The organism is Stenotrophomonas sp. YJH_SMC_123 (genome assembly GCF_059368215.1).
Window position 1 is genome coordinate 1 of record NZ_JCAFRM010000014.1, and the last position, 18,479, is coordinate 18,479.

The following is an 18,479-nucleotide window of genomic DNA, read 5'->3' on the forward strand; positions in this document are numbered from 1 at the left end:
ATCGCCCCCGGAGTTCGGGGGCAGCGCCGCAGGCGCGGGGGGTGGAGGCCGGTAAGTGGGGCCCGCGATTCGCGCAGCGAAACGCGGGAGCGACAGCACGCATGTGCCGAGCGTACCCGGCCAGCGGCCGGCACTACCGCCCCCGGAGTTCGGGGGCAGCGCCGGCGCCATCCAGCGGCCCTTGCCCCGGCCGCCGTTTCGCGGCACGCTTCGCGCTTCCGTACGCAAGCGTATCGACCATGTCGCCAGCCAACGAAAGCGCCTATCCCCATCTGTTCGCCCCGCTGGACCTGGGCTTCACCCAACTGCGCAACCGCGTATTGATGGGCTCGATGCACACCGGCCTGGAGGATCGCGCCCGCGACTTCCCGCGGCTGGCGGCCTACTTCGCCGAGCGCGCCGAGGGCGGCGTCGGCCTGATCGTCACCGGCGGCTTCGCACCGAATGTGGTCGGCTGGCTGAAGCCGTTCGGCGGCAAGCTGTCCTGGCCCTGGGAAGTGCGGCCGCACCGCCAGCTCACCGCCGCCGCGCACCAGCACGGCGCGAAGATCTGCCTGCAGCTGCTGCATGCAGGCCGTTACGCCTATCACCCGTTGTCGGTGGCACCGTCGAAGCTGAAGGCACCGATCAACCCGTTCACCCCGCGCGCGTTGTCGGCCAGCGGCGTCGACCGGCATATCGCCGATTACGCACGCAGCGCCAAGCTGGCCCGCGAGGCCGGCTACGACGGCGTGGAAGTGATGGGTTCGGAGGGCTACCTCATCAACGAATTCATCGCCCCGCGCACCAACAAGCGCACCGATGCCTGGGGCGGCGACGCGCGCCAACGCATGCGCTTCGCGGTCGAGATCGTACGCCGCATCCGCGAGGCCTGCGGCCCGGACTTCATCATCATCTATCGCCTGTCGCTGGTGGATCTGGTCGACGACGGCAGCAGCTGGGAAGAAATCGTGCAGCAGGCGCAGGCCATCGAGGCGGCCGGCGCAACGATCATCAATTCCGGCATCGGCTGGCACGAAGCGCGCATTCCGACCATCGCCACCTCGGTGCCGCGTGCTGCCTTCGCCGGGGTCACCGCCAAGCTCAAGCCGCATGTGAAGGTGCCGCTGGTGGCGACCAACCGCATCAACATGCCCGACGTCGCCGAGCGCATCCTCGCCGCTGGCGGCGCCGACATGGTGTCGCTGGCACGCCCGCTGCTGGCCGACCCGCAGTGGCCGAACAAGGCCCGTGCCGGCCGCGCGGAGGCGATCAACACCTGCATCGCCTGCAACCAGGCCTGCCTGGACCACGTGTTCGAGAACAAGCTGGCCAGCTGCCTGGTCAATCCGCGCGCCGCGCACGAGACCGAGCTGGTCTATCGCCCCACCGCTGCGCCGAAGAAGGTTGCGGTGGTCGGTGCCGGCCCCGCCGGCCTGGCCTGTGCCACCGTCGCTGCCCAGCGTGGCCACCAGGTCACCCTGTTCGACGCCAATGATGAGATCGGCGGCCAGTTCAACGTGGCCAAGCGCATCCCCGGCAAGGAAGAGTTCCACGAGACCCTGCGCTACTTCCGCCACAAACTGGCCGAAACCGGTGTGCAGCTGCGCCTCGGCACCCGCGCCGATGCCGCCCAGCTGACCGGCTTCGACGAGGTGGTGCTGGCCACCGGCATCATCCCGCGCAAGGTCGATTTCCCCGGTGCCGATCACGCCAAGGTGGTCAGCTACCTGGACGTGCTGCTGGGCCGGGTCGAAGTGGGCGCCAGTGCGGCGATCATCGGCGCCGGCGGCATCGGCTTCGATGTCGGCGAGTTCCTCAGTCACGCCGGCGAGTCCCCCTCCCTCGACCCGCAGCGCTGGATGGCCGAATGGGGCGTGGACAGCACCTTCGAGGCCCGCGGCTCACTGGCCAGGCCGGAGGTTGAAACCTCGCCGCGCCGGCTGTGGCTGCTGCAGCGCAGCCCGGGCAAGCCCGGCGCGCGCCTGGGCAAGACCACCGGCTGGATCCATCGCGCCACGCTGAAGGCCAAGGGCGTGCGCATGCTCGGTGGCGTCGAGTACCTCGGCGTGGACGACGCGGGCCTGCGCATCCGCGTGGACGGCAGCGAACAGCTGCTGCCGGTCGACCATGTGGTGATCTGCGCCGGGCAGGAACCCAACCGCGCGCTGCAGGCCGAACTGCAGGCGGCCGGCATCAACGCGCAGCTGATCGGCGGTGCCGACGTGGCCGCAGAACTCGACGCCAAGCGCGCCATCGACCAGGGCAGCCGGGTTGCCGCCGGGCTCTGATGAGCGCCTGAATGGGGGGCGGAATGTGATTTCCGTCACCCTCATTGAACCTGAATGTCAAGCCGAGCGGTTCACGATGCGTTCGGCTACGCCCCCCTACCTTGCGCCATCTTTCCGCTCACCAGCCAGTTTCCGGTGAGCCGGCGCAGCCCCACGATCGGTACTGGTCGTTTCTTTTGGGGCTGCCCAACGGGGCGGCCCCGATGGCCGCCTCCCCATGACGCCAAGTCGTACCCCGCCTCCTGTCGCCCTGCGGCCGGAACCGGAGGGTGCGGCCCATACGGAGCAAGGAGTTATATGAAACTGGCCTGGATTCTCTGGCTGTCGCAGTTGTTGCCGCAGCCGGCCGCTGATTCACTGTGTTTGAGCACCACCGTTTACCTGGAAGCCCGCGACCAGACCCTGCGCGGCCAGCAGGCCGTCGCCGAGGTCGCACTGCGCCGTCTCGACAGTGGCCTGTGGGGCGACTCGATGTGCCAGGTGGTCACCGCGCGCAAGCAGTTCGCACCGACCATCGTCTCCCCCGGCACCCAGTTGGGCAACGACGCGGCCTGGAGCGAGGCAATGAACGTGGCCTTCGACGCCGAGCGCAACTGGGCGCTGCCGGCCGGCGAGCGCCGCGAGATCGTGCCCGGTGCCAGCCACTTCGCCGCGCTGTCCATCGCCAGCCCGAACTGGCGCAATGCCTACCAGGTGGCCACCATCGGCGATCACACCTTCTATAAGGTGCAGAACCTCAAGCCGCGGCAGTCGTAACGATCCGTGCCGGCGGCAGCGTTGCCGCCTGCCGGCAGGCTCTGGGATAGTGGGCGTTTCCCGCCCGCATCACCTGGAGTTCCCATGAAGCTGTACAGCAAGCCCGGTGCCTGTTCCACCGCCGACCACATCGCCCTGCAGTGGACCGGCCAGCCGTTCGAGGTTGAACTGCTGAACAAGGACACCCTGAAGGGTCCGGAATTCCTCAAGATCAATCCGGCCGGTGCGGTGCCCGCGCTGGTCGACGGCGACTTCGTGCTGCTGCAGAACGCCGCGATCATGGGCTATATCGCCGACAGCTTCCCGCAGGCCGGCCTCGGCGGTGACGGCAGCCCGCGCCAGCGCGCCGAAGCCACCCGCTGGCTGGCGTTCGTCAATTCCGACGTGCACCCGGCCTTCTCGCCGCTGTTCGCGCCGGGCAAGTTCATTGCCGACGAAGGCCAGTACGACGCGATCCGCGCCGCCGCGCACAAGCGCCTGCGTGGCCTGTTCGAGACCGCTGACAGGCAGCTGGCCGACAAGCCCTGGCTGGCCGGCTTCCGCAGCTTCGCCGACCCGTACTTCTACATTACCCTGCGCTGGGCCGCCGGCACCAAGGTCGACCTGTCGGGCCTGGACAATCTGGCCGCCTACAAGGCACGCATGGATGCCGATGCCGGCGTGCAGGCCGCGCTGAAGGCCGAAGGCCTGGCCTGACCTTGGTCAGGGGTCAGAGCCGTTCGCGTGGCGGACGGATCTGACCCCACCGGCCACCAGACGGGGTCGGATCCGCCTGCGCAGCAGGCGGCTCCGACCCCTCGATATCATTCGCGCGATCAGCCGATCTGGCGGATCACTTCCCCCTTGGCATCGCGCAGGTAGGTCGGCACCACTTCGATGCGCAGCGCCCCCGCCACCGGGTAAACCCCGCGCTCGGCGCGCACCCCTGCCAGGGCCTGCAGGCCCGCCTCGTCCAGTGACCAGCGCGCGCTGTCGGCGGATACGTCCGCCGCTTCACCGCCCTCATGCGCGATGAACTCCCACTGCCGCTCGCGGCTGGCCAGTTCCAGCGATTTGCCGTGGCGCAGGCGCAGCGGCAACAGTTCGCACACGCTGGCGACCTGACCGGCGCCGAGCACCAGCGTGGTGACGCCCGCCTCCTGCCGCCAGTCCAGGGTCTCGATGAACAGCATGCCGGTGCTGGAACCCTCGCGTTCGCTGCCGGCCTGCACCCGCTGTGCCAGCGCAGGGTCCTCCAGCAGGTTGTCGCGATGCAGATCGCTGATCCACAGCGGCATCGCCGGCAGCAGCGCCTGCAGCACGCCACGCGTCGACCAGCGCTTGACCGCCTCCATCTCCTCATCGGTCAATCCGACCAACTGCAGGAACTGCAGATGGCCGTTGGCCGTGTCCCGCGCCGGCAACTGCGGGTCCGCAATGAAGGCCAGATGGCACAGCCGCGTGCCGGTCTCCAGCGCGATCGGACCGTTGGCGTTGAGGTGATGGCCATCCTCGAACACGTTGCCACTGCCGAACACGTAACGCGCCAGGTTCTGCAGCAGGTTCATCGGCCACACCGGCGGGGTGCTGCCGGCGTTCTCACCGGCCTCGGCAGCCAGACGGAAGGTCAGCTCGAAGCCATAACCGCTGGCATCTGCATCACTGCTCTCCTTGGCATACAGCTCGGAGAAGCCGTAGGTGATGTAATGCCAGTGCGGTACCGGCGCATCCGCCCAGTACACGCTGATGCCATCCAGTGGATCCTGGCCACCGAGCGTGTACGGAAGCGCGGTGCCGAAGTGACGCGGCTCCTGGCCGGCATACAGCGGCGCCAGCGCCGCATTGATCGCGTCCCAGCCTGGGGTGTCGGTGTCGTCGTGGTCGTCCTGCACGCGGGACTCCTTGTAGGGAAGTGAACCGATCACTTTACGCGGTGGCTCAGGCCTGCACGACCTCACTGCCAGCGTTCAGCACCGCCGCCTGGGTTTCCTGCCACCAGCGCTGCGCCAATGCCGGGCTGCGTGCCTTGCCCACCGCCGCCAGCAACTCCGGGCACAAGCGCTCCAGCGCCAGCGCGTCGGTGCAGCGTTCGATCTTCAACTGCATGAAGTAGCCCTTCAGGCCCAGGTGGCGGCGCACCGCCTCGCTCATCGCGTCGTACAACTGCTGGTACAGCGCCGGGTCCTGTTCGCGCCCGGTGCTGATGCCGCGCGCCGGCGCCACCTCTGCGCTTCCGCCGATCACTTCGATCAGGCCCTGTGCTGACAATTGCTCCAGCGCGTCCGGTGGTGCCCGCAGGCCTTCGAACAGGCCACGCAGTTCGGTGTCGTTGCGATGGCCATCGACCATCAGCAGGATCGAACGCAGTGCCGCCGGCAGGCGCCGGCTACGGTCTTCGATTTCCTGACGGCCAGCAGCCGTCTTGGCGTGCAGCAATGCCATTGCCTCCCCCTCGCTCGATGCGCAATGCCGGCGCGCCCTCGCGGGCACGCCCCCCTGTGTTGCCATCTCCGGACGGCACGCGCGTTCCCCGGCGCGAGCCGCGTATTGCAGGTCGATGACAGGCCGAGCTTAGCGCAAGTACTGCAGGTAGTGCCGGCCGCTGGCCGGCAACCTCGGCGTGGCTGGGGGTGCCGGCCAGTGGCCGGCACGACCGGATCAACGGCCCAGCGCCCGGCGGATCTCCTCCAGCGCGCCGGGGTCGTCCAGCGTCGACAGGTCACCCGGGTCGCGCTGCTCGGCCAGCGCCTGCAACGAGCGCCGCAGCAGCTTGCCCGAACGGGTCTTGGGCAGCGCGTTGACCACGTGCACGTGCGCCGGGCGCGCCACTGCGCCGAGCGAGGTGGTCACCGTGGCCATCATCTCGGCCACCACTTGCGCCGGATCCTCGCCATCCAGGCCCTGCTTGAGGGTGACGAACACCAGCGGCACCTGCCCCTTCAATTCGTCCTTGACCCCGATCACGGCAGCCTCGGCCACGCGCGGGTGGCTCGAAATGGCCTCTTCGATCTCGCGCGTGCCCAGCCGGTGCCCGGCCACGTTGATCACATCATCGGTACGGCCGAGGATGAAGGTGTAGCCATCGTCGTCGCGGATTGCCCAGTCCAGCGAGCTGTACAGCAGTTCCTTGAAGTGGCTGAAGTAGCTCTGCAGGAAACGGTTGTCGTCGTTCCACACCGTGCTCATGCAGCCCGGCGGCAACGGTGGCGACACCACCAGCACCCCCTTCTGCCCCGGTGCGACTTCCTCGCCGGTGTTCTCGTCGATCACCTTCATCCGGTAGCCGAGGTTGGGGAAGCCCGGCGAACCGAAGCGCACCGGCTTCATCTCCAGGCCCGGCAGCAGGGTCAGCGCCGGCCAGCCGGTCTCGGTCTGCCAGTAGTTGTCGATGATCGGCTTGCCGAGCGCTTCGCTGATCCAGTGCGCGGTCGGTTCGTCCAGCGGCTCGCCGGCCAGGAACAGGTACTTCAGCGCGCGCAGGTCGTGGCGATGGATGAAGTCCGCATCGTGCTTCTTCAGCACGCGGATGGCGGTGGGCGACGAGAACATCGTGCGCACGTTGTACTGCTCGCACAGCGCCCACCAGATGCCCGGGTCCGGGTTGGTCGGCAGCCCTTCGTACAGCAGCGAGGTGCAGCCACCGATCAGCGGGCCGTACACGTTGTAGGAATGGCCCACCGCCCAGCCGACATCGGAGGTGGAGAACATCACCTGGCCCGGCCTGCAGTCGAACACGGTTTCCATCGACTGTGCCATCGCCACCGCGTAGCCGCCGACATCGCGCTGCACGCCCTTCGGCTTGCCGGTGGTGCCCGAGGTATACAACAGGTAGCTCGGCTCGCTCGATTCCAGCCACTGCACCGGCACGTCGACCTCACCGATCTGCGCACGCAGCGCGGCGTACTCCACATCGCGGCCCGGCACGCGTGGTTCGGCGGCATCCAGTCCGCGCGACACGATCAGCACGTGCGGCGGTGGCGACGTGGCTTCGGCGCAGGCTGCATCGACCATCGGCTTGTACGGAATCAGCTTGCCACCGCGCATGCCGGCATCGGCGGCGATCAGCAGCTTCGGCTTGGCATCGTCGATGCGCAGCGCCAGGTTGTGCGCGGCGAAGCCACCGAACACCACCGAATGCACCGCACCGATGCGCGCGCAGGCCAGCATCGCGAACACGGCTTCGGCCATGTTCGGCATGTAGATCACCACACGGTCACCGTGACCGACGCCGAGGTGCTTGAGCACGGCAGCGAAGTCGTTCACTTCCCGATACAGCTGGCGATAGGTGATCTCGCGGGTGCTGCTGGTCTCGGTGGAAATGGCAACCAGCGCGAGCTGGTCGGCGCGCTCGGCCAGATGGCGGTCGACGGCGTTGTAGCAGAGATTGGTTTCACCGCCGACAAACCAGCGCCGGAATGGCGGGTTGCTGTAGTCGAGTACCTGCTGCGGCAGTTTGTGCCAATGGATGCGCTTGGCTTCCTCGCCCCAGAAGGCCTCCGGCTCGTCGATCGAGCGACGGTAGGTTTCCTCGTAGTTCATGACGCAGCCCTCCCAGACAAAGTCATGGGTTGGAGGATAGTCCGGCGCTGCCGCGCGGGCCGCCCTACCTTGGTAGGGGGTGGGGTTTTCATGCAGGGCTGCGCCCTGCACCCGCGGTAGTGCCGGCCGCTGGCCGGCAACCTCAGAAGCAACAGCCGAAGCAACAGCGGGTTTCCCGTGGGATGGCGAGGTGGGTCCGGTTGCGGGGGACGCCGTGAATCCGTCCATGGAGGCTCGGTCGCCGCATCCATGCGGCTCACGCCCCCGCAACCGGACCCACCCCGCCTTCGACAGACTTCCGCGATCTGTCGGAGCACGGGGTCGGATCCCCAGATTCAATATTCAATTCGATATCTGACAGAAAAATCGTGTCGACCAAGGTCGACACCTACCAACACCAACAGCGACAGCCGTTACCAACCGCCTCAGGAATCTGTCGGGGGTGGGGCGGTGTGGGTTGGCAGGACCGTTGGTGCCATGGATGGCGCCATCGAGCCCCCAATGGGTGGGTTTACTGCGTGTCCTGCCAACCGACACCGTCCCGCCAACCCACGGATAGCCCGCTTTTGACGTTGATTCTGCGGGTGCAGGGCTGCAAGCCCTGCCGAACCCCTAGAACGGAGTGGCGGACTCGAACGCGAGCGCCTCGCCCGTCACCGGGTGGGTGAACCGCAGGCTGCGCGCATGCAGATGCACGCGCTGCGCAGGCGCGGCGTCATACAGCACATCGCCAACGATGGGATGGCCGAGACTGGCCATGTGCAGGCGCAGTTGATGGCTGCGGCCAGTAACCGGCTCCAGCGCCACGCGCGTGCGCTGCGCTTCGGCATCACGCGCCATTACGCGCCAGCGCGTCAGCGCCGGCTTGCCGCGTTCGTGATCGATCATCTGCTTCGGCCGGTTTGGCCAGTCCACGATCAGTGGCAGGTCCACATCGCCGGCATCGCCTTCAAGCAGCCCCTCCACGATCGCTTCATAACGCTTGCCGACCTGGCGCTGCTCGAACTGCATCGACAACGCCACCTGCATGTCCTTGCCGCGCGCATGCAGCAGCAGGCCGGAGGTCACCTGGTCCAGGCGGTGCACGGTCAACGCATCCGGGTACAGCGCCTGCAGGCGCGCGACCACGCAATCCTGGTTCTCGGCGCCGCGGCCGGGCACGGACAGCAGGCCGGCCGGCTTCTCGGCCACCAGCAGCGCGTCGTCGATGTAATGCAGGTGGATCATGCGGCTCCGTATCCGTCCAAACAGAAACGGGGAAGCCGAAGCTTCCCCGTTCTGCGTACCGACCAACGGTCGGTAGCTACCTCGATGGGAATGTACCGACCAGCGGTCGACACCTACCTTGATGAAAGAGGTACCGGCTCAAGCCGGTACCGCCTGCATCAGCCCAGCAGGTGGGCAACGCCGGCGCGCTCTTCTTCCAGCTCGGCCAGGGTCTTGTCGATGTACTTCTGGCTGAAGTCGTCGATCGGCAGATCCTTCACCAGGGTGTACTTGCCGTTCTCGGTGGTCACTGCGAAGCCGAAGATCACGCCTTCCGGAATGCCGTAGGAACCGTCGGACGGCACGCCCATGGTGACCCACTTGCCGTTGCTGCCCAGCACCCAGTCACGCACGTGGTCGATGGCAGCGTTGGCGGCCGAAGCGGCCGAGGACGAGCCACGGGCTTCGATGATCGCCGCGCCGCGCTTGCCCACGGTCGGGATGAAGGTGTTGGCGTTCCATTCCTGGTCGTTGATCGCATCGGCGATCGACGCGCCATCGGCGGTGGCGAAACGGTAGTCCGGGTACATGGTCGGGCTGTGGTTGCCCCACACGACCAGCTTCTCCATGCCACCGACCGGCTTGCCGAGCTTGGTCGACAGCTGGCTCAGCGCACGGTTGTGGTCCAGGCGCAGCATGGCGGTGAAGTTTTCCGGCTTCAGGTCCGGGGCCGACTTCATGGCGATGTAGGCATTGGTGTTGGCCGGGTTGCCGACCACCAGCACCTTCACGTCACGGCTGGCGACCTTGTTCAGCGCCGCGCCCTGGGCGGTGAAGATCTTGGCGTTTTCCAGCAGCAGGTCCTTGCGCTCCATGCCCGGGCCACGCGGACGTGCGCCAACCAGCAGGGCGATGTCGGCGTCCTTGAACGCGACTTCGGCATCATCGGTGCCGACCATGCCGGCCAGCAGCGGGAAGGCGCAGTCTTCCAGCTCCATCATCACGCCCTTCAGGGCGGCCTGGGCCTTGTCGACCGGCAGTTCCAGCAGCTGCAGGATGACCGGCTGGTCCTTGCCCAGCATTTCGCCGGAGGCGATGCGGAACAGCAGGGCATAACCGATCTGGCCGGCGGCGCCGGTCACGGCAACACGAACGGGTGCTTTCATGGGGGTTTCCTCTTGCTTGCAAGCGTTTGATGGGACGCCGCGGGCAGAGCCACGCAGGCCTGGCGGGCGGCGGGGAACAGGGAAACGGCCACCCGTGGGTGGCCGTTTCGAAGGGGGATCAGGCGGCGAGGTGCTTGTTCCACTCCGCGACGCGGTCGGCCTGGGCGGCCAGCACGGCGTCGACGTCGCCTTCCAGGGTAATCGAATGGATCACGTCGCCCTGCTTGACCGAATCGACGATCGCCTGGCCTTCCAGGACCTTGCCGAAGACGGTGTGGCGGCCGTCCAGCCAATCGGTCTTGATGTGGGTGATGAAGAACTGGCTGCCGTTGGTGTTCGGGCCGGCGTTGGCCATCGACAGCGAGCCGACCTCGTGCTTCACGCCATTCTTCTCGTCTTCGAACTTGTAGCCCGGGCCGCCGGTGCCACGACCCTGCGGGCAGCCGCCCTGGATCATGAAGTCGGCGATAACGCGGTGGAAGATCAGGCCGTCATAGAAGCCGTGCTTGACCAGGTTCACGAAGTTGGCCACGGTCAGCGGTGCCTTGTCGGCGAACAGCTCGACCTTGATCGGGCCCTGGGTGGTGTCGAAAGTGGCGATGAGGGACATGAAGATCCTTGATGCAAAGGGGAATGCGTCTAGCCACCTAGTTTACACCCGCCTCGTGTCGGCGGCGGCTTCGACCATTGGTGAAGCGCCCCGCTTCAGCCCCCGGACGGGGAGCCGCGCAGCCGGGTCCTGGCGGCCCCGGCCGGGGCGGCGGATGCCCAGCTGAATGGGCCCCGTGACAGGCGTGAAATCCACCTTTTCGCGAATCGTCAAGTTCGACGTATAATGTTGGACTTCTTTTTCCAAATCCGGCGCCGACTGGCCCCCTTTCGTATGTCCATCGAAAATCTTCGCAACATCGCCATCGTCGCCCACGTCGACCATGGCAAGACCACCCTGGTCGACCAGCTGCTGAAGCAGTCCGGCACCCTGTCCGAGCGTACCGTCCTCGCCGAGCGCGTGATGGACAGCAACGACCAGGAAAAGGAACGCGGCATCACCATCCTGGCCAAGAACACCGCCATCACCTGGGAAGACAAGAAGACCGGCATCAAGAACCGGATCAACATCGTCGACACCCCCGGCCACGCCGACTTCGGTGGTGAGGTCGAGCGCGTGCTGTCGATGGTCGACACCGTGCTGATCCTGGTCGATGCGATGGACGGCCCGATGCCGCAGACCCGCTTCGTCACCCAGAAGGCCTTCGCGATGGGCTTCAAGCCGATCGTCGTGGTCAACAAGATCGACCGTCCGGGCGCGCGTCCGGAATGGGTGATCGACCAGGTCTTCGACCTGTTCGACAAGCTCGGCGCCACCAATGAGCAGCTGGACTTCCCGATCGTCTACGCCTCGGCCCTGAACGGCTACGCCGGCCTGGAAGACACCGTGCGCGACGGCGACATGACCCCGCTGTACGAAGCGATCATGCAGCACGCCCCGCGTCCGGAAGTGGACCCGGAAGGCCCGTTCCAGATGCGCATCAGCCAGCTGGACTACAACAACTTCGTGGGCGTGATCGGCATCGGCCGCATCCAGCGCGGCACCCTGAAGAAGAACATGCAGGTCGCCGTCATCGACCGTGAAGGCAAGAAGCGCAACGGCAAGGTCGCCCAGGTGCTGGGCTTCCTGGGCCTGGAGCGCATCGAGCAGGAGACGGCCGAGGCCGGTGACATCGTGGCCATCTCCGGCATTCCGGAGCTGACCATCTCCGACACCCTGTGCCACCCGGATACCCCCGAAGCCCTGCCGGCGCTGACCGTCGACGAGCCGACCATCTCGATGACCTTCCAGGTCAACAACTCGCCGTTCGCCGGCAACAAGGACCTGTCCGGTGGCAAGTTCCTGACCAGCCGCCAGATCAAGGACCGCCTGGACCGCGAGCAGGTCCACAACGTGGCACTGAAGGTCGAACAGCTGGAAGACGCCGACAAGTTCCTGGTCTCCGGCCGCGGCGAACTGCACCTGTCGGTGCTGATCGAGAACATGCGCCGTGAAGGCTACGAGCTGGCGGTGTCGCGCCCGGAAGTGATCATCAAGGAAATCGACGGCCAGATGATGGAGCCGATCGAGCAGCTGGTGGTGGACATCGAAGAAATCCACCAGGGCGGCGTGATGGAAAAGCTGGGTACCCGCAAGGGCCAGCTGAAGAACATGGAACCGGACGGCAAGGGCCGTGTGCGCCTGGAATACCAGATCCCGGCCCGTGGCCTGATCGGTTTCCAGAACGAGTTCAAGACCCTGACCCAGGGTTCGGGCCTGCTGTTCCACGTGTTCGACCATTACGGTCCGAAGGAACAGGGCGCGATCGCCAAGCGCATCAACGGCGTGATGATCGCCAATGCGCCGGGCGTCACTCCTGCCTACTCGCTGGGTCCGCTGCAGGAGCGCGGCAAGCTCTTCGCTGCCGAAGGCGACAACGTGTATGAAGGCCAGCTGGTCGGCATCCACTCCAAGGACAACGATCTGACCGTCAACGCGATCAAGACCAAGCCGCTGACCAACATGCGCGCTTCGGGCAAGGACGACGCGATCCAGCTGACCCCGGCGATCAAGTACTCGCTGGAACAGGCCCTGGACTTCATCGAAGACGACGAGCTGGTCGAGATCACCCCCAAGGAGATCCGTCTGCGCAAGAAGTTCCTGACCGAAAGCGACCGCAAGAAGGCTTCGCGCGGCGGCTGAGCCAGCACCCCGTGGACCAGAGCGGCTACAACCCGGATCCGCACCGGCATCCGGGCCTCCACGTCATCGCCCTGCTCGAAGCGAGCAAGGCGATGCTGGCGCTGTTGGCCGCCACCGGGCTGGAAGTGCTCGGACCGCAGCCGCTGCGGCACGGCATCATGGTCCTGATCCGGCGTTTCAGCCTGGATCCGGACCATGGCACCCTGCCCTCGCTGCTGCACATGATCAGCCCCGACGCGGTCCACCTGGCCGCGGCGGGGATGATCGGCTACGGCCTGCTGCACCTGGTCGAAGCCTGGGGCCTGTGGCGGGCCAAGGCCTGGGCCTCCTGGCTGGGCTGCCTGACCGCCTCCCTGTACCTGCCTTTCGACATCTTCGCGATCATCCGCCATCCCGGCTGGCCATCGTGGACGATCCTGGCGATCAACCTGATCGTGGTCTACGTCCTCGCCCGCGACCTGCGCAAGCGCCACCGCTGAGCACCGGCTACACTGGGGATTGGAGCCGACCAAGCCGCCCCATGCGCCCGTCCTTGCCGCCTCTGCTGACCTGCCTGCTTGCCGCGCTGCCTGCGCTGCTTTCGGCTGGCTGCAGCCCGGCCGCGTCCAGCGCGCATGCGGCCGAACCCGCGAGCCGCAACGTGCCGTTCCCGTACGCCGAAACCGATGTCACCGACCTGCAGGCGCGGATGAGCGCCGGTGAGCTGGACAGCACCACCCTGACCCAGGCCTACCTGCAGCGCATCGCCACCCTGGACCGCACCGGGCCGCGCCTGCGCGCGGTGATCGAGCTCAACCCGGATGCACTGAAGGAAGCCGCTGCGCGCGACCGCGAGCGCCGTGATGGACGCCTGCGCGGCCCGCTGCACGGCATTCCGGTACTGCTGAAGGACAACATCAATGCCGCCCCGATGGCCACCAGCGCCGGTTCGCTGGCCCTGCAGGGGTTCCGCCCGGACGACGCCTACCTGGTGCGCCGGCTGCGCGACGCCGGCGCGGTGGTGCTGGGCAAGACCAATCTCAGCGAGTGGGCCAATTTCCGCGGCAACGATTCGGTGTCCGGCTGGAGCGCACGCGGCGGCCAGACCCGCAATCCCTATCGCCTCAGCCACTCGCCCTGCGGTTCCAGCAGCGGCAGCGCGGTGGCGGTCGCCGCCAACCTGGCCAGCGTGGCGATCGGCACCGAAACCGACGGCAGCATCGTCTGCCCTGCGGCGGTCAATGGCATCGTCGGCCTCAAGCCGACCGTCGGCCTGGTCAGCCGCGAGGGCATCATCCCGATTTCCTTCAGCCAGGACACCGCAGGGCCGATGACCCGCAGCGTCGCCGACGCTGCAGCCGTGCTGACCGCTATCGCCGGCCGCGACGATGCCGACCCGGCCACGGCGACCATGCCTGGCCGCGCGGTGTACGACTACACCGCGCGCCTGGACCCGCAGGGCCTGCGTGGCAAGCGCATCGGCCTGCTGCAGACACCGCTGCTGAAATACCGCGGCATGCCGCCGCTGATCGAACAGGCGGCCACCGAGCTGCGTCGGGCGGGTGCCTTCGTGGTGCCGGTGGAGCTGCCCAACCAGGGCGCCTGGGCCGAGGCGGAACGCACGGTGCTGCTGTACGAATTCAAGGCCGGGCTGGAGCGCTACTTCAGCACCCATCGCGCGCCACTACGCAGCCTGGCCGACCTGATCGCCTTCAACCAGGCGCACAGCAAGCAGGAGCTGGGCCTGTTCGGCCAGGAACTGCTGGTGGCGGCCGACGCTACCGCCGGCTTGGCCGACCCCGCCTATATCCGTGCACGCAGCGATGCGCGCCGGCTGGCCGGCGCGGAAGGCATCGACGCCGCCCTCGCCGCCCACCAGCTCGATGCCCTGGTGGCGCCGACCACCGGTGTGGCGTGGCCGATCCGCAGCGAAGGCGACGACTTCCCCGGCGAGAGCTACAGCGCCGCCGCCGTCGCCGGCTATCCCAGCCTCAGCGTGCCGATGGGCCAGATCAATGGCCTGCCGGTCGGCCTGCTGTTCATGGGCACCGCCTGGAGCGAACCGAAGCTGATCGAAATGGCCTACGCCTACGAACAGCGCACCCGCGCGCGACGCCCGCCGCACTTCGACACCGACACCCTGATCGACGCCGGCGAGCCGTGATCGTGTTTCTAGAGCCGAGCCCACGCCCGGCTTCAACGGAAAATCGAAAGCAGCCGAGCATGGCTCGGCTCTACAGCGGCTGGTCGGGCTCCACCGGCACGATCGCCGCCTCACCGTCTTCAGCCCCCGGCGAACGCACATCCGCAGTGCGCGCACGTGGACCGCGCGGCATGTCCAGTTCGTCTGCATGCTGCAGCCGCGCACGCACCTGCGGCAGCGACTGCGGATGCTCGCGCGCGAGGAAATCGAGCATGCGTTCGCGCACCAGGCAGCGCAGATCGAAGGCATCACCGGAGCTGCGCGCACTGACCAGCAGGCGCACCTGGATCGCGCGCTCGCTGGTCTCGGTCACCTGGGTCACGCAGACCCGGCCATCCCACAGCGCTTCACCGCGGCAGATGCGTTCCAGCTCGGCACGGATCGCTGCCACCGGGGCACGATAGTCCAGCCACAGGAACGCGGTGCCGAGCAGGTCGGCGCTGCGCCGCGTCCAGTTCTGGAAGGGGTTCTCGATGAACCAGGTCAGCGGCACCACCATTCGCCGCTCATCCCAGATGCGCACCACCACATAGCTGCTGCCGATCTCCTCGATGCGCCCCCACTCGCCTTCGACGATCACCACATCATCCAGCCGGATCGGCTGCGTCACTGCGATCTGCAGGCCGGCGATCAGATTGCCGAACACGGGCTTTGCGGCGATACCGGCCACCAGGCCGATCAGGCCCGCCGAGGCCAGCAGCGCGGTGCCGATCTTCTGCACCATGGGGAAGGTCAGCAGCACCAGCGACGCGCCCAGCACGATGATGCCGCCCATCAGCACGCGGCTGAGCACCCGCGTCTGGGTCTGGATGCGGCGCGCCTCCAGGTTGTCGGAGACATCGATGGGATGGCTGCGCAGGATGGCACGTTCGCCCGCCGCCACCGCCCGCACCAGCAGCCAGATGAAGCACGCGGTCAGCGCGATATGCAGCACCCGTTGCAGGTTGCCCAGAACGGGATCCTGCAGCGGCGTGGCCTGCAATGCAGGGATCAACAGCAGCAGCGGCCATGCGGTGGCCATCGGCAGCCCGAGCACACGCCCGATACGCGCGCGCCGACGATCGCGCCCCTTCAGCCGATGGTAGATCCACAGGATCAGCCACGCGCCGATGCCGCCCACCACTACGGCCAATCCCAACGGCCATGCGTATGCCTGTGCGCTTTGCCAGTGCACCGTTGCCACCTCCACTCGAACAGCCAAGTGGACAGACTCGCGCATGGCGCATGAGCGCCACGTCAGTCGTTCGTAAGCAGGGTGTTGGTCGGCAGGGCTTGCAGCCCTGCACCTGCGGTAGTGCCGGCCGCTGGCCGGCAACCTCAACAGCAACAGCAACAGCGTGCATTCCGAGGGATGGCGGGGTCGGTCCGGTTGCGGGAGACGCCGTGAATCCCGCTCCGCGGTCCGGCCCAGCCGCTGGCGGCTGTGCGTTCGGGCGCTTGCGAAGCAGTGCTTCGCAAGCAAAGCGCCCTCACCCATGTAGACTCCGGTCGCCGCTTGCTCGTGTGCGCTTTCCTGCGCACACGGCAAGACCGGGGTTGGGCGTCCTGCCCAACCCGCCCGAGGCATGCCTCGGGCCCATGCGGCTCACGCCCCGTAACCGGATCTGTCGGGACCTGCTGCTGATGGTGGGTGCCGACCGTTGGTCGGCACGGGGTCGCAGCCCATTTTGAATACTGCTATCTGACAGAAAAATCGTGTCGACCAACGGTCGACACCTACCAACAGCCGCGCATGCCAATCGCCGCAGTTACCAGTAGATCCACGCCATGCGTGGATGACTCATTCGATATCTGACAGATGTGTCGACCAAGGTCGACACCTACCAACAGCCGCGGAGATCTGTCAGAGGTGGGGCGGTGTGGGTGGGCAGGACCGTTGGCGCCATGGATGGCGCCATCGAGCCCCCATGGGTGAGGGCGCTTTGCTTGCGAAGCACTGCTTCGCAAGCGCCCGAACGCCCAGCCGCCAGCGGCTGGGCCGGACCCCGGAGGGGGGTTCACGGGGTGTCCTGCCTGCCCACATCGCCCCGCCATCCCACGGAATGCATGCTGTTGCCGTTGCTTAGGCCGTTGCTTAGGCCGTTGCCGTTGCCGTTGCCGTTGCCGTTGCCGTTGCCGTTGCGTCAGCAGGTGCAGGGCTGCAAGCCCTGCCGCAACGCCCTTACCGCACCTGCTCCTGCTTGCGCACGATCGCCATCGCGATCTCCAGCGACTGCTCGTAGTTCAACCGCGGGTCCACCGTCGAACGATACGCGCGTTCCAGGTCGCGCTCGGTCAGTTCGCGCGCGCCACCGGTGCATTCGGTCACGTCTTCGCCGGTCAGTTCCAGGTGCACACCGCCCAGTCGCGTGCCTGCGGCCGCATGCAGATCGAACGACATCTCCACTTCGCCACGCACGTTGTCGAAGCGGCGCGTCTTGAAGCCATTGGCGGTGCTCTCGGTATTGCCATGCATCGCGTCACACACCCACAGCACGCGACGGCCATCGCGCTTGACCGCATCCAGCAGCGGCGGCAGCTTATCGGCAATCTGCGCTGCACCCATGCGGTGGATGAAGCTCAGTCGACCCGGCTCGTCATGCGGGTTGAGCACATCGATCAGGCGCAGCAGCTGGTCCGGCGTCACCGACGGGCCGACCTTGATCGCAATCGGATTGCGCACGCCACGCAGGTATTCCACGTGCGCGCCGTCAAGCGCGGCGGTGCGCATGCCGATCCACGGGTAATGCGTGCTCAGGTTCAACCAGCCCTGCTGGCGCGGCACCTGCCGGGTCAGCGCCTGCTCGTAGGGCAGCAGCAGCGCTTCATGCGAGGTGTAGAAGTCGATGCGGTTGAGGTTGTGCACGCGGGCCCCGGCCAGGGTTTCCATGAAGTGCACCGCATCACCGATCGACGCCACCATCTTCTGGTACTCGGCGGCCAGCGGCGAATGCCGCACCCACTCCAGGTTCCAGTACTCCGGATGATGCAGGTCGGCGAAGCCGCCATCGATCAGCGCACGCACGAAGTTCATGGTCATCGCCGAATGCGCATGCGCCTGCAGCATCCGCTTCGGATCCGGCAGGCGCGCCGCCTCGGTGAACGCCGGCGCATTGATCACATCGCCGCGGTAGCTGGGCAGGGTCACGCCGTCGCGGGTCTCGGTATCGGCCGAACGCGGCTTGGCGTACTGGCCGGCAAAGCGCCCGACGCGGATCACCGGCTGGCGAAGGCCATGCACCAGCACCAGGCTCATCTGCAGCAGCACTTTCAACCGGTTGGAAATCGTGCCCGATTCGCAGTCGCTGAAGTTCTCGGCGCAGTCGCCGCCCTGCAGCAGGAAACGCTTGCCTTCCTGGGCCTCGGCCAACTGTTGCTTCAGCGCCAGGATCTCCCACGAGGTGACCAGCGGCGGTAGCCGCTTCAGTTCGTGCAGGGCGGCGTCCAGCGCCACCGGGTCCGGGTAGGTCGGCATCTGCAGCGCGGTCTTGCCGCGCCAGCTCTCCGGCGACCAGGCAGCGCCAGCGGCGGTCGCGGCAGGATCGAGGACGGGCGGAACGGCGGACAGGCTCATTGCAGACTTCCGGGGAGGGGGGCGGTCATGGTCGCAGAGCCAGCCGCTGGCGCAAAGGGCTGGGCACGCCCTGCACATGACTGAACGCCGGGGAAAG

General features: G+C 67.1%; 14 protein-coding genes. 6 read left to right on the forward strand and 8 right to left on the reverse strand.

Annotated elements, in window-relative coordinates; genetic code table 11:
• Nucleotides 1-239: 239 nt before the first annotated feature.
• From AC5P5W_RS20245 to AC5P5W_RS20255, 3 genes are all read left to right on the forward strand, one after another.
• Complete coding sequence (locus AC5P5W_RS20245; RefSeq protein ID WP_197574735.1) at nucleotides 240-2,270, forward strand: FAD-dependent oxidoreductase; 2,031 nt, start codon at nucleotides 240-242, stop codon at nucleotides 2,268-2,270.
• Between the two features lie 297 nt (nucleotides 2,271-2,567).
• On the forward strand, nucleotides 2,568-3,026 hold the full coding sequence (locus AC5P5W_RS20250) for a cell wall hydrolase (RefSeq protein WP_004154513.1): 459 nt from the start codon (nucleotides 2,568-2,570) through the stop codon (nucleotides 3,024-3,026).
• An 84-nt stretch (nucleotides 3,027-3,110) separates the two neighbouring features.
• Nucleotides 3,111-3,722, forward strand: a complete 612-nt coding sequence (locus AC5P5W_RS20255) for a glutathione S-transferase N-terminal domain-containing protein (protein ID WP_014646068.1) — start codon at nucleotides 3,111-3,113, stop codon at nucleotides 3,720-3,722.
• Between the two features lie 119 nt (nucleotides 3,723-3,841).
• On the opposite strand, the gene AC5P5W_RS20260 is transcribed toward AC5P5W_RS20255, so the two are convergent.
• From AC5P5W_RS20260 to AC5P5W_RS20285, 6 genes are all read right to left on the reverse strand, one after another.
• Complete coding sequence (locus AC5P5W_RS20260) at nucleotides 3,842-4,897, reverse strand: suppressor of fused domain protein (protein WP_197574736.1); 1,056 nt, start codon at nucleotides 4,895-4,897, stop codon at nucleotides 3,842-3,844.
• A gap of 46 nt (nucleotides 4,898-4,943) precedes the next feature.
• On the reverse strand, nucleotides 4,944-5,447 hold the full coding sequence (locus AC5P5W_RS20265; RefSeq protein ID WP_014646066.1) for a hypothetical protein: 504 nt from the start codon (nucleotides 5,445-5,447) through the stop codon (nucleotides 4,944-4,946).
• A 216-nt stretch (nucleotides 5,448-5,663) separates the two neighbouring features.
• Nucleotides 5,664-7,544 carry a propionate--CoA ligase gene (prpE, locus tag AC5P5W_RS20270; protein ID WP_197574831.1) on the reverse strand — a complete coding sequence of 627 codons (1,881 nt, stop codon included), beginning with the start codon at nucleotides 7,542-7,544 and terminating at the stop codon, nucleotides 5,664-5,666.
• Between the two features lie 612 nt (nucleotides 7,545-8,156).
• Nucleotides 8,157-8,771: an RluA family pseudouridine synthase gene (locus AC5P5W_RS20275; RefSeq protein ID WP_032955877.1), complete on the reverse strand. Its 615-nt coding sequence runs from the start codon at nucleotides 8,769-8,771 to the stop codon at nucleotides 8,157-8,159.
• 158 nt (nucleotides 8,772-8,929) lie between these two features.
• Nucleotides 8,930-9,916: a malate dehydrogenase gene (locus tag AC5P5W_RS20280; protein ID WP_004153634.1), complete on the reverse strand. Its 987-nt coding sequence runs from the start codon at nucleotides 9,914-9,916 to the stop codon at nucleotides 8,930-8,932.
• A 118-nt stretch (nucleotides 9,917-10,034) separates the two neighbouring features.
• The gene (locus tag AC5P5W_RS20285; protein ID WP_005408225.1) at nucleotides 10,035-10,526 is read right to left on the reverse strand and encodes a peptidylprolyl isomerase; all 492 of its coding nucleotides are present in this window, start codon (nucleotides 10,524-10,526) and stop codon (nucleotides 10,035-10,037) included.
• Nucleotides 10,527-10,799: 273 nt separating this feature from the next.
• Here AC5P5W_RS20285 and typA point away from each other — a divergent pair, with 273 nt between their 5' ends.
• Genes typA through AC5P5W_RS20300 form a run of 3 tightly spaced genes read left to right on the forward strand, consistent with a single transcriptional unit; the run spans nucleotide 10,800 to nucleotide 14,790 of the window.
• Complete coding sequence (gene typA / locus AC5P5W_RS20290; RefSeq protein ID WP_046429077.1) at nucleotides 10,800-12,647, forward strand: translational GTPase TypA; 1,848 nt, start codon at nucleotides 10,800-10,802, stop codon at nucleotides 12,645-12,647.
• Between the two features lie 11 nt (nucleotides 12,648-12,658).
• Nucleotides 12,659-13,126, forward strand: coding sequence for a DUF2127 domain-containing protein (locus AC5P5W_RS20295; protein WP_032955872.1), 468 nt, complete (start codon nucleotides 12,659-12,661; stop codon nucleotides 13,124-13,126).
• Between the two features lie 41 nt (nucleotides 13,127-13,167).
• Nucleotides 13,168-14,790 carry an amidase gene (locus AC5P5W_RS20300; RefSeq protein WP_032955869.1) on the forward strand — a complete coding sequence of 541 codons (1,623 nt, stop codon included), beginning with the start codon at nucleotides 13,168-13,170 and terminating at the stop codon, nucleotides 14,788-14,790.
• 70 nt (nucleotides 14,791-14,860) lie between these two features.
• Here AC5P5W_RS20300 and AC5P5W_RS20305 read toward each other — a convergent pair whose 3' ends face one another.
• The gene (locus tag AC5P5W_RS20305) at nucleotides 14,861-16,048 is read right to left on the reverse strand and encodes a mechanosensitive ion channel family protein (RefSeq protein WP_169411760.1); all 1,188 of its coding nucleotides are present in this window, start codon (nucleotides 16,046-16,048) and stop codon (nucleotides 14,861-14,863) included.
• 942 nt (nucleotides 16,049-16,990) lie between these two features.
• Entirely contained in the window at nucleotides 16,991-18,382 is a 1,392-nt protein-coding gene (locus tag AC5P5W_RS20310) for a class II 3-deoxy-7-phosphoheptulonate synthase (protein ID WP_014646058.1), read from the reverse strand.
• Between the last annotated feature and the right edge of the window lie 97 nt (nucleotides 18,383-18,479).